Genomic DNA, 13965 nt, shown 5'->3' on the forward strand with positions numbered 1-13965 from the left:
GGCCGCTCAGCGGAACACGTGGGCGTTCTCCTCGGCCCACTGCCGGAACGACCTGCCCGGGGAACCGGTGACGTGCGCAACCGTGTCGCGCACGGCCAGCAGCTCGGCATTGACGTCTCCGCCCGTGACGTCGAGCACCGCATCCGCGGCCTCCTCCCCGAAGACGGCGGCCATCTGGGCGTGCGCCTCCCCTCGGCTGACCTCGATGAAGGGCACGTCCCGCCCCAGTGCTGCGGCGATGGCCTCGACCTGTTGCCGGGCCGTCACCGGCTCCGGGCCGGTCAGGGCGTACGTCCGCTCCCGATGGCCGGGCTCGGTCAGGGCGACCCGCGCCACCGCCGCGATGTCCGCGGGGTGGATCGTGGGCAGCCCGGTGTCCGCGTACGGGGCGCGGACCGCCTGGCCGTCGCGGATCGACGCCGCCCACATCATGGCGTTCGAGGCGAACTGCGTCGGTCGCAGGATCGTCCACGCCATGCCGCTGTCCTTGAGCAGCTGCTCGACCGCCAGGTTCTCGCCGGCGGGGCCCAGGTGCGGATGGGTCTGGACGGTGATGGACGACACCAGCACCACGTGCTCGACACCCGCCCGCCGGGCTGCCGCGAGGATGTCCGCGTCCGGGCCCGTACGGGACACGAGGAACAGCGAGCGCACCCCGTCCAGAGCGGGCTCCAACGACGCGGGCACCGCGAAGTCGCCCTCGACGCCCTCGACCCCCTCGGGGAACGTCGCCCGTGAGGCGTCACGCGTGAACCCTCTCAGCGGTCCCGCGCCGCATCCGTGCAACTCCCTGATCAGTGCCCTGTCGATGTTTCCGGTGGCTCCGGTCACGAGGATCATGTGCGCGTTCTCCCGCCCTCCGTTGATCAACTTGAGGACACGCTAGAAGCTCGATCGCACTTCAGGTCAAGGAGACTCCTGGCGAGGGCGGGACCACGGAGCATCAGGGTCGGTCGATGCGCGCGGGCAACCCCGCGAGACCGGTGTCGCGCATGATGCGTTCGATCGTGTCGGGCAGCGCGCTGTCGGCTCCGATGACGGTCTCGACGCCACCGGGAAGGAGGTCGCGCTCGCGGTACCAGTCCCGCAGTTCCCGCTCGGTGACCTGAGCCAGATAGTCGGGGTCGGCCTTCGAGGCATGCCGGGTCAGCGTCTCCTCGATCGGGACGTCGAGGTAGTAGCAGCGGGACACTCCACGGTGGTCGCCGAGCAGGCCCGCCAGCATGTCGCCGTACCGGTCGGCGTACAGGATTCCCTCGACGACCACGTGGTAGCCGGCGTCCAGTGCGTAGCGGGCGACCGTGTCGATCAGCCCGATGTTGGCGCCGCCGGGCACGTCACGCTCCCTCAAGACGACCCGCCGCACGTTGTCCTGGCCGACGAGGGCCAGGCCACGGCCGAACCGGTCGCGGATCCCCGCCGCCACCGAGGACTTGCCCGCCGCCGAGTTCCCGCGAAGGACCACGAGCCGGGTCCCGTCACTTCCCACGGTCATTCGGCGCACCCTACCGATCCCCGAGGAGCCGGGGGAGGGGGCGGGGGCGGGGGCGGGGGCGGGCCGGGCAGGAGTCGGGTGCGGTCGGCGCCGTCCGCGGCGTACTCGACGAGGTCGCCGGGCTGCTGGAAGTGCACGGCGGCGGGGGCGCCCGCCCGGTACGCGTCCAGGCCGGCCCGGCAGTACGCCACCATCGGCTCCGGCAGAGCGCCCAACGGGTACCAGCCCATGCCGTCACACCGGTCCGGCTCCGTCACCCGGGGCAGGCCCGTCCACCGCCGTACCTCGAAGAAGACGCCGATCCGCGAATTGCCGCCCCGGGGAGGGCGGTGGTGGACGGTGACCGCCGCGGTCACGTCCGGCGCCGCGATCAGGACGCCGGTCTCCTCGCGGGCCTCCCGGATCACGGCTTCGACCATGTCCTCGTCCGGGTCGAGATGCCCGGACGGCAGGTGCCACAGGCCGGTCGCGTACACGGGCCCGGCCCTGCGCGACAGCAACACCTGCGGGCCGCAGCTGCCGTCGCGGCGCAGTACGAGGTGGACGTCGACCGGCACCGTGTGCCGGGGGCCGCCGCTCACGCTGCGGTCCGGGGGTGCGGGGCGCGGCGACCGCGGTCGTGCGGATGGTCCGGTGCTCGGGTGACGGTGCACCGGATCGTGGTCGTGGTCGTGGTCAGGGTCATGGGTGGTTCATGCCCAGCCGAGCTCGGTGTAGAGGCGACCGGCCCGGATGCCCTCGAGCGCAGCCCGGGCGTAGGGGACGACCGGTTCCGGGAGGTCGCCGACGGGCCACCAGTCCCAGGACAGGCAGCGGTCGGGCTCGCGCACCTCGGGTGTGCCGTGCCACTGCCGCGCGCGGAACACGAGCTGGATGCGGGGCAGGCCGCCCGGTCGGTCCACGACGTGCACGACGTGGACCAGTTCCACGTCGCCCGGGTCGATGCCCAGGCCGGCCTCCTCCTCCGCCTCCCGCACGAGGCAGGCGACGGCGGACTCCTGCTCGCAGTGTCCGGCGAGGAAGTGGTGGGTGGACGCCGCGAAGGCGGAGTCCGGGTGCCGCAGTCCGAGCAGGACCCGCCCGTCGCGTTCGAGGTAGAGGTGAACGCCGACGACGTTGCGTCGCGCCCGGCCGCCGGGTCGGGCCGGGGCCGGTACGGCGGCCGGGGCGAGGCCCCGGGCCCGGTGGAGGTCGATGACCTCCTTCGTCCACGGGCACATCGTCAGGAAGGGGATCGTGGCCGCGTCGAAGTGGCGGAACATGATGCCTTCGGGGCACGGGAGTTCGTCGGCGTCTCCGTCCCAGGCCCCCAGGTACACCTGGATGCGGCCCTCGGCCGGCCCGTCCGGCCCGGGCCCGTGGCAGCTGACGACCGTGAAGGGTTCCAACGGCACGGTCAGGCCGGTCTCTTCGAGGAGTTCCCGCTCGACGGCCTGCGCCGCCGTCTCCTCGCCCTCACGGCCGCCGCCCGGGACCGACCACGTGCCCGGATCGCAGATGTCCTTGTTGGCGTCGCGCAGGTGCAACAGGTACCGGCCTCGCGAGTCGACCAGCAGCGCGGCGGTGCCGTGCGGTTCGACGGATTCGGTCATCGGAGCTCCTTCACTCGTGCTCTGGAGAACGGTCCGGATCGGGGGCCGTCACGGCCGGGGCCGGGGCATCGCGCGAACCCGTGTTCGGGTGTGGGGCAGGGCCCTTGCGGGCTCGGGCCGGCCGACGTTGAAACTCGCTCGAACAGGTCGGTGTCACTCCTGAGGGGGATTGCGGGCGGGGGCTCGGGCGGCGCTGGCCAGGCGGTGGTGATCTGACGGCGCTGGTCAGACGGCGCTGGTCAGGCGTTCCACCATGCGTCCGTGCCGCAGCCGACCTCGTAGTGCCACCACCCTTCGTCCCGCCCCCGGTCCAGGAGGGCTTTGATCCCGGCGAAGTCCGCGCCGGCCGGCGCGGTCAGGGCCAGCATGGGGAAGTCCTCGCTGAAGACCTCGCCGCCGAGCCCGAACTCCGACAGGCGCTGGTGCACCGCCTGCGGGCTGCGGCCCAGGGGGCCGGTGGGTACGGGCAGCACTCGGATCGTGCAGTTGCCGGAGGAACTGACCCGCCCGACGGCCCAGTGGAGGCCGTCGGAGTCGGTCCGGTACCGCACCACATCCCCCTCGGCCACCCCGTCCTGGAGGAAGGGGCAGTTCTCCACGCTCGCGGTGTCATCGCCGAGCTTCATCGCCCACAGGCCCTCGGTGTCCTGCGGGAACCACCCCTCGCGCGGGACGAACCGGAACCACACCTTGATCTTCTCGACCGCGTTCTCCATGACAGCCATCATGCGCCGATCCTCGATGCCACCGCGGACGGGGCGTGCGGGCCGGCCCGCGCCCGTGAGGGCCGCGGGCCGGCTCCGACCAGGTCCCGGGATCAGTGGGAGCCGGGGCGGGGGGTGCGGGTGTGGTCGGCCTCGAAGCGCCGGAAGGCCGCCTCCTGCCGCCACTCGACCTGCGCCTTCGGGCTGGCAGCCAGGAACCGGGCGCACCGCTCGCTCGGGTGCTCGGCGCCCTGCTGCTCCTTGGCACACGCCCCGGTCGGACGGTAGCCGGTACGGACGTCACGGTTCCACAGGCCCCGGCCGGGCAGGAACGAGTGTTCCAGGGAGGCCCGGGCGAGGTCCTTCAGCTCCGGGTAGCCGAGTCCGTACATCTCCGCAGCCCTGCGGTACTCGTCGGTGATCTCGATCCGGGACACGCCCGGGTCGTCGGTGGCGAGGACGACCGGCACGCCGTGGCGGCGGTAGGTGGCGAAGGGGTGCGCGTCGCCGGAGACGCGCAGGATCTGCTCGTTGCTGTGGAAGGGGACCTCGACCGCGATGCGCCGCTCGGCCATGTAGCGCATGAGCGACTCCCAGCGGTCCTCGTGCAGGACGGACACGCCGTGCCCGATCCGCTCGGCGCGGCCGGTCTGGGCGGCCTCCCTGATGTGGAAGGTGAGGTCCTCCGGCTTGACCAGGCCGGGCACCAGCTCGCCCGCGTGCAGGGTGATGTGCGCCTTCGGGTACTGGGTCTTGAGGTAGTTCAGCATCCGCATGTGCAGGCGGTAGTCGCGCAGGGCGACCGGGTCGTCCTCCGGCTGCACCAGGTTGACGGCGACGAAGCGCGGGTCGCGCTCGGCCAGCCGCATGCCGAGCGCCATCTGGGTGAACACCCGCTCGGGGGTGCCGGCGCGGGCGACCTGGGAAATCCACCGGTACGGCAGCGAGCACGCGGCGTCGGGCTGCGGAGTGTCACAGTGCGCGGCGCCACGGAACTCGACGTCGGTGGTGTCGGCATCGGTGCGGGCCTGGCGGACGACCGCGTCCAGGCCCCCGCCGGCGAGGAGCTTGTCGTGCATGCGGTCCAGGTCGGCGTCGTAGCCGACCCGGTCGGCGAGCTCACGGGCCTGGCCGGAGGCCGGGGAGATCATGGTCTCCAGATAGAACTGGTTTTGTCGGGCCACGGAGCCCGCGACCTGCGCGAGCATCCGGCCCGGGTGCCGCCAGGTCACCTCGCCGAACTTCCCGAAGGTCGCGAAGAAGTGGTCGTGGCCGTTGCCGTCCGCCGGGAAGTCCTGCATCGACCAGGCCCGGATCACCTGCTGGCGGAACGCCGCGTCGGTGACGGCGTCGGCGGCCGGCCGGGTGCCCGCCCCGCACGGCGGGGGTACCGCCGTGGTGGTGTCGGTGGTGATGCAGAGGCCGTCCCCGGCTGCGAGTTCGATCAGGAACTCGGTGGTGACCGCTCCGGACAAGTGGTTGTGCAGGTCACCACCCTTGGGGAGGTCGGCGAAGAAGTCTCCGGCACGGCCCGGCCCGGAAGCCGGGGGCGCGACGGAGGCGGGGGTGGCGGCCGCCGCGTACGCGGAGGCGGGCGCGAGCAGGGCGAGGGCGGAGAGCGCACCGATCAAGTGGGATGGGATCACGGGCACATGGTGGTGAAGGGGACCACAGTGCGGCGGTAGGCCGTGCCGAGCGCCTCCCCGCGTCACCCGGGAGGCCCCGCAGAGGATCGTTCCTTCCGAGAGGGACCGCACCCACCACCTGGATGGGCGCGGGCATGAACATCGGAGTCGGAGCCGGCTCGGAGCTCACGTAAGCTCGCGATCACAGACCGAGTGGGGTGCCCGATGCCATGGAAGCGACGCGAAGACGAGAGCCCAGCGATACCTCTGCCGACGCAACCGTGGCCGGCGGCATGGGATGAAGCAGGCCTGCTGACGCCGGAGCAGCGGGTGCGGGCTGTGGTCGAGGCGATCACCGACGGCACCACCGCCCGCCTCGATCAGCTTCAGGGCCTGCCGGCCGGGGCCGTCCTGGCCGTCGAGCGTGATCAACGAGCTCCGATGGCAGCCGCCTACCGAGAATTCCTTTCCCTGATCGGCGGTGGCGCAGGGCGCTTCATGCAGGGGACGGACGTCTACCACCCCCGCATCCTTGGCCTGGGGACGGCTGCCCGCGAGCTTCTCGAAGAGAACGAATCGTCCTTCCACTTCGAGGCCACCGACCGTGTCTTCTCCATGCACCAGGGGTATCAGTTCGAGTTCATGCGAGGCACCGGACCTGACCCCGAGGTCTGGTCGTACTCCGAAGGCGATCACGCGGACCTTCCTGTTCCCAGCTGCTCGTCCTTCACCGACTGGCTCCGCGCGACCGCCGAGCGCGAGATACCGGTCTGGAAGCATCACGCCGAGACGGTTCGTGAGGAGACCAACGCCGACGGCAGTGTTACCTGGCACTGGTAGTCAGTCCTGGTCAGGTGTGCGTCAGTTCCGGACCGTGGTGGAGCTGGCCGAGCTTCCTTCCACAAACCTCCAATTACTCACGAATCAGTGGTGTTCGGGGTCGGCGCCGGGCCGCGAGCAGTGTCGGACGATGCGCCCGCCCCGATCAAGGCCGCCCGCTCACAGTCGCCAGAACACTGCCACCGGGTCCGCCGCCCCGTGCCGGACCCGTCGTACCTCCCACGAGCAGCTCAGCCGGCACAGCGCCTTCCAGCCGATCCCCGGGCGATCGACGGGGCCGCCCGGGCGGGCCGGGACGGAGGCTGTGGGCCGGCCGAGCGGCCGCGCCGGGAACAGCCGGGCCGGTCGGCGCGGTTGCACCGACCGAGGGACCGGCGCCGCACGGGCGGGGAGCACGGCGACCACGAGGTCGTCCGCCCCACCGGGATCCGGCCCTCCAGGATCGCGGTGAGTCCGCCGCGGACTCGGACCGAGAAGTACTTCCTCAGGAGGATTGTTTCGTGGCTGACCGGCCCTTGACGCTCATGGCAGTGCACGCCCACCCCGACGACGAGGCCACCGGAACCGGAGGGGTCCTCGCGCGGTACGCGGCAGAAGGCATCCGCACGGTTCTCGTGACGTGTACCGACGGCCGTTGCGGCGACGGACCGGGCGGGACCAAGCCGGGCGATCCCGCGCACGATCCGGCGACCGTCGCCTTGATGCGCCGTCAAGAACTCGAGGCGAGCTGTGACGTCCTGAAGATCAGCGATCTCGAAATGCTGGACTACGCCGACTCCGGGATGATGGGCTGGCCGAGCAACGACGCTCCCGGGTCCTTCTGGCAGCTCCCCGTCGAGGAAGGCGCGGCCCGACTCGCGGAACTCATGCGGCACTACCGACCCGATGTGGTCGTCACCTACGACGAGAACGGCTTCTACGGCCATCCCGACCACATCCAGGCCCATCGCATCACGATGGCGGCGTTGGAGATGACCGCGCTGACACCGAAGGTGTACTGGACGACGATGCCCCGCTCGGGGATGCAGCGCTTCGGGGAGATCATGCGCGAGTTCCATGAGGAGATGCCGGAGCCGGATCCCGCCGAGGCCGCCGCGATGGCCGAGATCGGCCTCCCCGACGATGAGATCACCACGTGGGTGGACACCACCGCGTACAGCGGTCAGAAGTTCGACGCGCTGGCCGCGCACGCCAGTCAGGGCGAGAACATCTTCTTCCTCAAGATGGGCAAGGAGAGGTTCGGCGAGTTGATGGGCATGGAGACCTTCGTACGCGTCAAGGACTCCACCGGCGCGGCCGTGCCCGAGAACGATCTCTTCGCCGGACTGCGCTGATCCCCTGTCCGACCGGGTCCGGGGAAGCTCGTCGGCCGTACGGCTACGGATCCTGCCTCCCCGCGCCGTGCCAGCACGGGCGATGCAGGAGCTCGGCCGGTGCGGGTTCCCAGACCCGGACGTCGTCCCGCGGGACGCGCCGCCGCCGATCGAGGACGCCTCGCCCGGCAGCGCCTCGCCCGGGGCCGCGCGGCAGCCCGAAGCCGATCGCGGCTCCGGGCGCCCGGTTCTCCTCAGCTGAGGGCCGCCAGGACGCGGTCCGGGGTGAGCGGGAGCGCGCGGATCCGACAGCCGGTCGCGTGGTGGAAGGCATTGCCGATGGCTGCCGCCGTGCCGACGATGCCGATCTCGCCGATGCCCTTGCCGCCCACCGGGTTGAGGTGCTTGTCGTGCTCGTCCAGCCAGTGCACCTCGATGTCGGGCACGTCGGCATGGACGGGGACGTGGTAGGAGGCGAGGTCGTTCTGGGTGAAGTCCCCGAAAGCCGGGTCCATGGTGCTGTGTTCGGTGAGGGCCATGCCCAGGCCCATCACCATGCCGCCGACGAACTGGGAGCGGGCGGTGAGCGGGTTCAGGACGCGGCCCGCGGCGAAGACGCCCAGGAGCCTGCGGACCCGGACCTCGCCCGTGACGGTGTCGGTCTGCACCTCCGCGAAGTGGGCGCCGAACGCGTGCCTGGCGTACGGGGACTTCTGCTTGGCGGAGGCCGTCGTATCGGCCGGGACGGACACTCCGGCTTCCGGGATCGGGCCGGGGCGGCGGGCGAGCAGGGCGACCAGGCTCGTGCAGGCGTCGTGGACCGCCCAGCCCCAGGAGGCCGTACCGGCCGAGCCGCCGGCCACCGAGCCCTGCGGCAGTGCGGAGTGCCCGATCTCCACCGCCACCCGGTCCAGGGTGACCCGTAGCGCGTCGGCGGCGATCTGCGCCAGGACCGTACGGGCGCCGGTGCCGAGGTCCGTGGCGTTGGTCTGCACGAGGTAGGTGCCGTCGGGGAAGGCGTGCGCCCGCGCCGAGGAAGGGGCGACGTACACCGGGTAGGTGGCGGCGGCGACCCCGGTGCCGATCAGCAGCGGGCCGTCCCGGCGCGGCGTGCGGTGCGCGGCCCAGTCGAACCGGGCGGCCCCCTCGCGCAGGCATTCCACCAGATGGCGGCTGCTGAACGGGTGGCCGCTGTCGGGTTCTGCGCCGGGCTCGTTGCGGACGCGCAGCTCGATCGGGTCGATGCCGAGGGCGCAGGCCAGCTCGTCCATGGCCGACTCCAGCGCGTACATGCCGGGACTCTCGCCGGGTGCCCGCATCCAGGAGGGCGTGGGTACGTCGAGGGGCACGACGCGGTGGGTGGTGAGCAGGGCGGGCGCGGCGTACATGACGCGGGCGGGGACGGCGGCCTGTTCGACGAACTCCCGGACGCGGGAGGTGTGCGTGGTGACCTCGTGGGCGACGGCGGTGAGCGTGCCGTCCGTACGGGCGCCCAGGCGCACGCGGTGCAGGGTGGGCGCGCGGTGTCCGACGACGGCCGCGAGGTGGCGCCGGGGCAGGGCGAGGGTGATGGGCCGGCCGGTGTGCCGTGCGGCCATGACGGCGAGGACGACGTGCGGGCGGGGGGTGCCCTTGCAGCCGAAGGCGCCGCCGACGTGTTCGGAGACCACCGTGACGCGGTCCGCGGGCAGTCCGAAGAGGGAGGCCAGGGTGGAGCGTACGAGACCGGACCCCTGGCTGGAGTCGTACACGGTGAGGGTGCCGGCGTCGGCGTCCCAGTGGGCGGTGGCGGCGTGCGGCTCCATGGGGTGGTTGTGCAGCGGCGGTACGGCGTACGCGCAGTCCACGCGCACCGGCGCGGCGGCGAACGCGACGGCCGCGTCGCCCGTCTCGCGGTGGGCCGGATAGCCGCCGTTGACCTGCTCGGGGGTGTAGGCGGCCGGGTGGCCGGTGTGCAGCACCGCGTCGTGCGGCTCGGCGTCGTAGCGGACGCGGACGGCTGCGGCAGCGGCCCGGGCGGCCTCCGGGGTTTCGGCCACGGCCAGGGCCACGTACCAGCCGCGGTGGGGGACTTCGGGGTCCTGGAGCACGCGGAGGGTGGGGTCGTCGGAGGGGCCCAGCCGGGGCGCGTCGTAGGGCGTGAGGACGTCGAGGACGCCGGGCAGCGCGAGCGCGGCGGCGGTGTCGACGGCGGTGACGCGTCCGCGGGCCACGGCGGCGGGCACCGGCCATGCGTACGCCCGGTCCGGCAGGGCGTACTCGGCCGCGTAGCGGGCCCTTCCCGTGACCTTCTCCCGGCCCTCCAGGCGGGTGGCGGGACTGCCGAGGGAGGGCGCAGGGGCGGCGGGGCTGGAGTCCATGGCGGGTCCTCGCGATCGGGGGCGGGGCGGAGGGCGTCTTCAGGGGCGGGAGCCGCGGGAGGGGGGACTCCCGGAAAGGGAGTGGAGTACGTCGCGGGCGAGGCCGCGGGCGAGGGGGACCTTGAAGGCGTTGTCGTGCAGCGGCTCCGCCGAGTTGAGCTCGGCCTCGACGGCCTCCCGTACGGCGCTCTCGGTGGGCGCGGCGCCCAGCAACCGTTCCTCGGCGGCGGTGGCGCGCCAGGGGCGGTGGGCGAGCCCGCCGAAGGCGAGCGCGACATCGCGGACGCGTCCCCCGGAGACGTCGAGCACGGCGGCGACGGAGACGAGCGCGAAGGCGTACGAGGCGCGGTCGCGGGCCTTGCGGTAGCGCGACGGGAGGCCGGCGCGGTCCGGCGGGAGCGTGACCGCAGTGACGATCTCGCCGGGCTCGATGACGGTGTCCCGTTCGGGGTGGTCGCCCGGCAGCCGGTGGAAAGCGGTCGCGAGTACCGTACGGGCGCCGTCGGGGCCCTGGAGCTCGACGGCCGCGTCGAGCGCGACGAGCGCCACCGCCATGTCGGACGGGTGGGTGGCGATGCACTGCGGGGAGTGGCCGAGGACGGCGTGGTCCCGGTGGACTCCGTCACGGGCGCCGCAGCCGGAGCCGGGCTCCCGCTTGTTGCAGGGCTTGGCCACGTCCTGGAAGTAGGGGCAGCGGGTGCGCTGGAGCAGGTTTCCGCCGGTGGTGGCGACGTTGCGCAGCTGGGCCGAGGCACCGGCCAGGAGCGCCTGGGACAGGACGGGGTAGCGGGTGCGGACGAGGGGGTGGAGCGCGAGGTCGCTGCCCCGTACCCCGGAGCCGATCCGCAGGCCGCCGTCCGCGGTCTCCTCGACGGTGCCGAGCGGCAGGCCGGCGAGGTCGACGAGGGTGTCGGGGGCTTCGACCCCGAGCTTCATGAGGTCCACGAGGTTGGTGCCGCCGCCGAGGTAGTGGGAGCCGGGCCGCCCGCCGTGGGCGGCGACGGCCTCGGCGAGACCCGTGGCGCGCACGTACGCGAACGGCTTCACGTGACCACCCGGCCGTCACCGGAAGCCCGGGCCGGGGCAGTGGCCCCCGAGGCTGCGGCCACGTCCCGTACGGCGTCCACGATGCGGGGGTACGCGCCGCATCGGCACAGGTTTCCGCTCATCGCCTCGGCGATCCCGGAGCGGCTGAGGTCCGCGGCCCCGGGGTCGGCGGCCGCCTCGGCGAGCAGGCCGGCGGCGGAGCAGAGCTGACCGGGCGTGCAGTAGCCGCACTGGAAGGCGTCCCGTTCCATGAAGGCCTCCTGCAACGGGTGCAGGCCGCCCGCTCCGTCGCCGCCCAGCCCCTCCACGGTGGTGACCCGGGCGCCGTCGTGGGCGACGGCGAGCAGGAGGCAGCTGTTGGCCCGCCGGCCGCCGACCAGGACGGTGCAGGCGCCGCACTGGCCGTGGTCGCAGCCCTTCTTGGCGCCGGTCAGGCCGAGGTGCTCCCGCAGCAGGTCCAGGAGGGTGACCCGGTGGTCCACGTCGAGCTCGTACCGCTGGCCGTTCACGTGCAGCCCGATGCCGGAGCGGGTCTCCTGCTTGGGATGCGCCACTGGTGCCCCTTCGTCCAGGAATGTCGATAGACCTCCCTCGAATAACCGGCCGGGGCGGATCTCACACCTCCCGTGTGGGGCAAGCGGGTGCATGGCGGTGGGGTGACGGGGCGGTGGGCCGATCCGGCAAGCCGCCGACGGGGCCGCGCCCGTCGTGCCCGTCGTGCCCGACGTGCGGGGACCTCGCGTCCGGGTGCCCGCGGACCCCGCTGCCGCTGCCGCGTTCCCCGTGACGGAGAGCCGGAGCGGATTCGGATCCGTGCCCTCGGCACGTCGCGCCGTGCGCCGCTGCGCACCAGCCTCGTCGACCTCGTCGACCTTGTGGGCTCGTCGACCTCGTGGGCTCGTGGTGCCCGGCGAAGAAGGGTTTGTTGAGCCGGGGCTTTCCCGGGCGGCCGGTGGGGCCGTCACCCCGAGCCGCCCCCGCAGATCGCTGCCGCCGGGCCGGCGACGATCGAGGCCGCCACCTCTCACCGGCCCGGGCTGAACGAGCTCCGCGTTCCGGAGTCGCGGTCATGCTGCCGCGGTCGGCGCCGCTTCGCACCACCCCTGGGCCGTCTCCTTCGGATCTTGCCGGGTTTGCGAACTTGGAACCGCACGTGATCCCCCAGACTCCGTCCGGGGGACCCCCAGGTTGTCGGGGCGTCCGAGTACGTCCGGTACACGGAGCGCACCCCCGCCTTGCCCTGCACGGCACCGGACGTCGCGGGCTCGGCCGACAAGATCCGAAAGAGACGGCCGGGATCCTTCAGGGTTTCCCGGGCGGCGGAGTCGGTGAGATCGCGTGCCGCAACCTCAGCGCACGCCGTCGCGCTGTCCCCGTGTCACGGGGACCGGTGGTTGAACCAGGCACGGCTTTCCGGCTGGTTCGGGCGGACGATCGCCAGGACCGCCGGCACGAGCCAGGCGAAGCCCAGTAGGGGGATCACCTGGAAGAACGCCCAGCTGAAGGGCAGGGCCGTCCATCCGTAGGCGAAGGCGGACACGCGCAGGTTCTGATGGCGCGTGGGGAACTTGAGGGCGGTGGTGACACCCCAAGCGGAGACCCCGAGGACGAGTAAGCCGACGAACACGACCAACCCGGCGCGGTCCTCGTCCAGCGTGGTGCAACACGGGGTGGAGGCGTCACCGTCGCCCCAGATGGACGTGGCGACGGCCATGCTCCTGGTCACCAGGGCGATTCCGAGGAGTGCCTGCATCCCGCCCAGGACCATCATCAGTACACGGAGGTTCCGCACGGCGTCCGGCATCCGCGCACCGGGTGGAATCGGCTGGTGGGGGAGTCCTCCCGCCGCACCGGAGCGGCCGGGTACCACCGGCCCCGCCGGTCCCGGGTCGCCGTTCGCGGGCGACCGCTGCCAAGGCCACCAGCCGCCCGATTTCCCGTCGTCCACGTTCATCCTGACGGTCCTTCCCCTGGAAAGGCCTGGCACCTGCGCGCCATGCTCCGGCGGCTCCTGCCGACTGTCCAGCCCGCAATCCGGCCACTGCCGCCGCACCGTCCCCCGGTCGTACCCCGCTACAAGGCGACCCGGTAACGGACCTCGGTGAGGGACACTCCGTCGTAGTCGTCGGCTTGGACCGCACCGTCAGCGACATAGCCGGCCCGTTCGTAGAACCGACGCCCCGGGGTGTTGTCGGTGAGTACCCACAGCAGGACCGAACCGAAGCCGTGCGCCGCAGCGTTGGCGTGCACGGCCCGCAGGAGCGTGCGACCGATGCCGGTCCCGATGAGCGAGGGCCGCACGTACAGGGCGTAGAGCTCACCCGCAGCCGTGCGCGAGGGCCCGAAGCACGCCCAACCCACCACTGCGCCCTGGGCGTCCACCGCCACCAGGTCGATGGTGGCCTTGTCCGGCTTCGTGACGTACTGGCGACGCTGGTGCGCATCCGCTTCGACCGTCATGCGATCGAGGTAGGACTGGGGCACGATCCCGGCATACGCGGCCTTCCAGCCCGTCACCCGAATCTCCGAGACAGCCGCGACATCGGCTTCGGTCATCACTCGTACGGTAGACATCACCGCACTGTACGAGACCGGTCACCGCTACCGCCTGGGACTTACCCGCCCGGCCGTGGCCCCGCGGAGTTCAGCACACGTCGGCGAGCGCCCCGGCCACGCCGAAGTCCTGCTGAGGTCAGCGGCCGTCCCGGAGCCGGCGGTCCAGGAACTCGATCAACCGGGTTTCCGACCGGGCGATCCGTTCTCGTTGTGCGCAGGGGAGCGGGGCGAGGGCGTCGACGAGGACCCGCTTCCGGTGGACGTACACCATGTTCCCGGAGTAGATCCGGCACCCCGAGCACCAGGAGAATCCGATGCACCGCTCGAACAGGTCGGACTCGGGCGGGTAGAAGCGGTACTGGTACGAGCGGACGGGCGTCCCGCAGGCGGCGCAGACGCGTCGGTTCCCTTCGGGCACCGTGTCCCAGGTTCC

14 protein-coding genes are annotated in these 13965 nt (G+C 72.5%); 2 read left to right on the forward strand and 12 right to left on the reverse strand.

What is annotated here, in order from left to right:
- Positions 1 to 6 precede the first annotated feature (6 nt).
- From OG594_RS21655 to OG594_RS21680, 6 genes are all read right to left on the reverse strand, one after another.
- Complete coding sequence (locus OG594_RS21655; RefSeq protein ID WP_266601434.1) at positions 7 to 840, reverse strand: NAD(P)H-binding protein; 834 nt, start codon at positions 838 to 840, stop codon at positions 7 to 9.
- A 103-nt stretch (positions 841 to 943) separates the two neighbouring features.
- Entirely contained in the window at positions 944 to 1495 is a 552-nt protein-coding gene (locus tag OG594_RS21660; RefSeq protein WP_266601436.1) for an AAA family ATPase, read from the reverse strand.
- Positions 1492 to 2076 carry an NUDIX domain-containing protein gene (locus OG594_RS21665; protein ID WP_266601438.1) on the reverse strand — a complete coding sequence of 195 codons (585 nt, stop codon included), beginning with the start codon at positions 2074 to 2076 and terminating at the stop codon, positions 1492 to 1494. Before OG594_RS21665 ends, OG594_RS21660 begins: the two co-directional genes overlap by 4 nt.
- A 111-nt stretch (positions 2077 to 2187) precedes the next feature.
- Positions 2188 to 3087 carry an NUDIX domain-containing protein gene (locus OG594_RS21670; RefSeq protein WP_266601440.1) on the reverse strand — a complete coding sequence of 300 codons (900 nt, stop codon included), beginning with the start codon at positions 3085 to 3087 and terminating at the stop codon, positions 2188 to 2190.
- 239 nt (positions 3088 to 3326) lie between these two features.
- Positions 3327 to 3815, reverse strand: a complete 489-nt coding sequence (locus OG594_RS21675) for a DUF4265 domain-containing protein (protein WP_266601442.1) — start codon at positions 3813 to 3815, stop codon at positions 3327 to 3329.
- 89 nt (positions 3816 to 3904) lie between these two features.
- Entirely contained in the window at positions 3905 to 5437 is a 1533-nt protein-coding gene (locus OG594_RS21680) for an adenosine deaminase (protein ID WP_266601443.1), read from the reverse strand.
- A 318-nt stretch (positions 5438 to 5755) separates the two neighbouring features.
- On the opposite strand from OG594_RS21680, the gene OG594_RS21685 reads away from it, so the two are divergent.
- Positions 5756 to 6256, forward strand: a complete 501-nt coding sequence (locus OG594_RS21685) for an SMI1/KNR4 family protein (RefSeq protein ID WP_266601445.1) — start codon at positions 5756 to 5758, stop codon at positions 6254 to 6256.
- 500 nt (positions 6257 to 6756) lie between these two features.
- Entirely contained in the window at positions 6757 to 7590 is an 834-nt protein-coding gene (locus OG594_RS21690; RefSeq protein ID WP_266601447.1) for a PIG-L family deacetylase, read from the forward strand.
- Positions 7591 to 7823: 233 nt separating this feature from the next.
- Here OG594_RS21690 and OG594_RS21695 read toward each other — a convergent pair whose 3' ends face one another.
- The 6 genes from OG594_RS21695 to OG594_RS21720 form a co-directional block, all read right to left on the reverse strand.
- The gene (locus OG594_RS21695; RefSeq protein ID WP_266601449.1) at positions 7824 to 9929 is read right to left on the reverse strand and encodes a xanthine dehydrogenase family protein molybdopterin-binding subunit; all 2106 of its coding nucleotides are present in this window, start codon (positions 9927 to 9929) and stop codon (positions 7824 to 7826) included.
- 39 nt (positions 9930 to 9968) lie between these two features.
- Complete coding sequence (locus OG594_RS21700; RefSeq protein WP_266601451.1) at positions 9969 to 10976, reverse strand: xanthine dehydrogenase family protein subunit M; 1008 nt, start codon at positions 10974 to 10976, stop codon at positions 9969 to 9971.
- Positions 10973 to 11530: a (2Fe-2S)-binding protein gene (locus tag OG594_RS21705; protein ID WP_323185270.1), complete on the reverse strand. Its 558-nt coding sequence runs from the start codon at positions 11528 to 11530 to the stop codon at positions 10973 to 10975. Before OG594_RS21705 ends, OG594_RS21700 begins: the two co-directional genes overlap by 4 nt.
- An 824-nt stretch (positions 11531 to 12354) precedes the next feature.
- Positions 12355 to 12768 (reverse strand): hypothetical protein, encoded by a 414-nt coding sequence (locus tag OG594_RS21710; RefSeq protein WP_266601453.1) that lies wholly within the window; start codon positions 12766 to 12768, stop codon positions 12355 to 12357.
- Between the two features lie 281 nt (positions 12769 to 13049).
- A complete protein-coding gene (locus OG594_RS21715; RefSeq protein ID WP_266601455.1) occupies positions 13050 to 13550 on the reverse strand; it encodes a GNAT family N-acetyltransferase in 501 nt (166 codons plus the stop codon).
- A gap of 118 nt (positions 13551 to 13668) precedes the next feature.
- A complete protein-coding gene (locus OG594_RS21720; protein ID WP_266601457.1) occupies positions 13669 to 13950 on the reverse strand; it encodes a hypothetical protein in 282 nt (93 codons plus the stop codon).
- Positions 13951 to 13965 lie beyond the last annotated feature (15 nt).

Origin of the sequence: Streptomyces sp. NBC_01214 (genome assembly GCF_026340975.1) — a bacterium.
Lineage (GTDB): Bacteria > Actinomycetota > Actinomycetes > Streptomycetales > Streptomycetaceae > Streptomyces.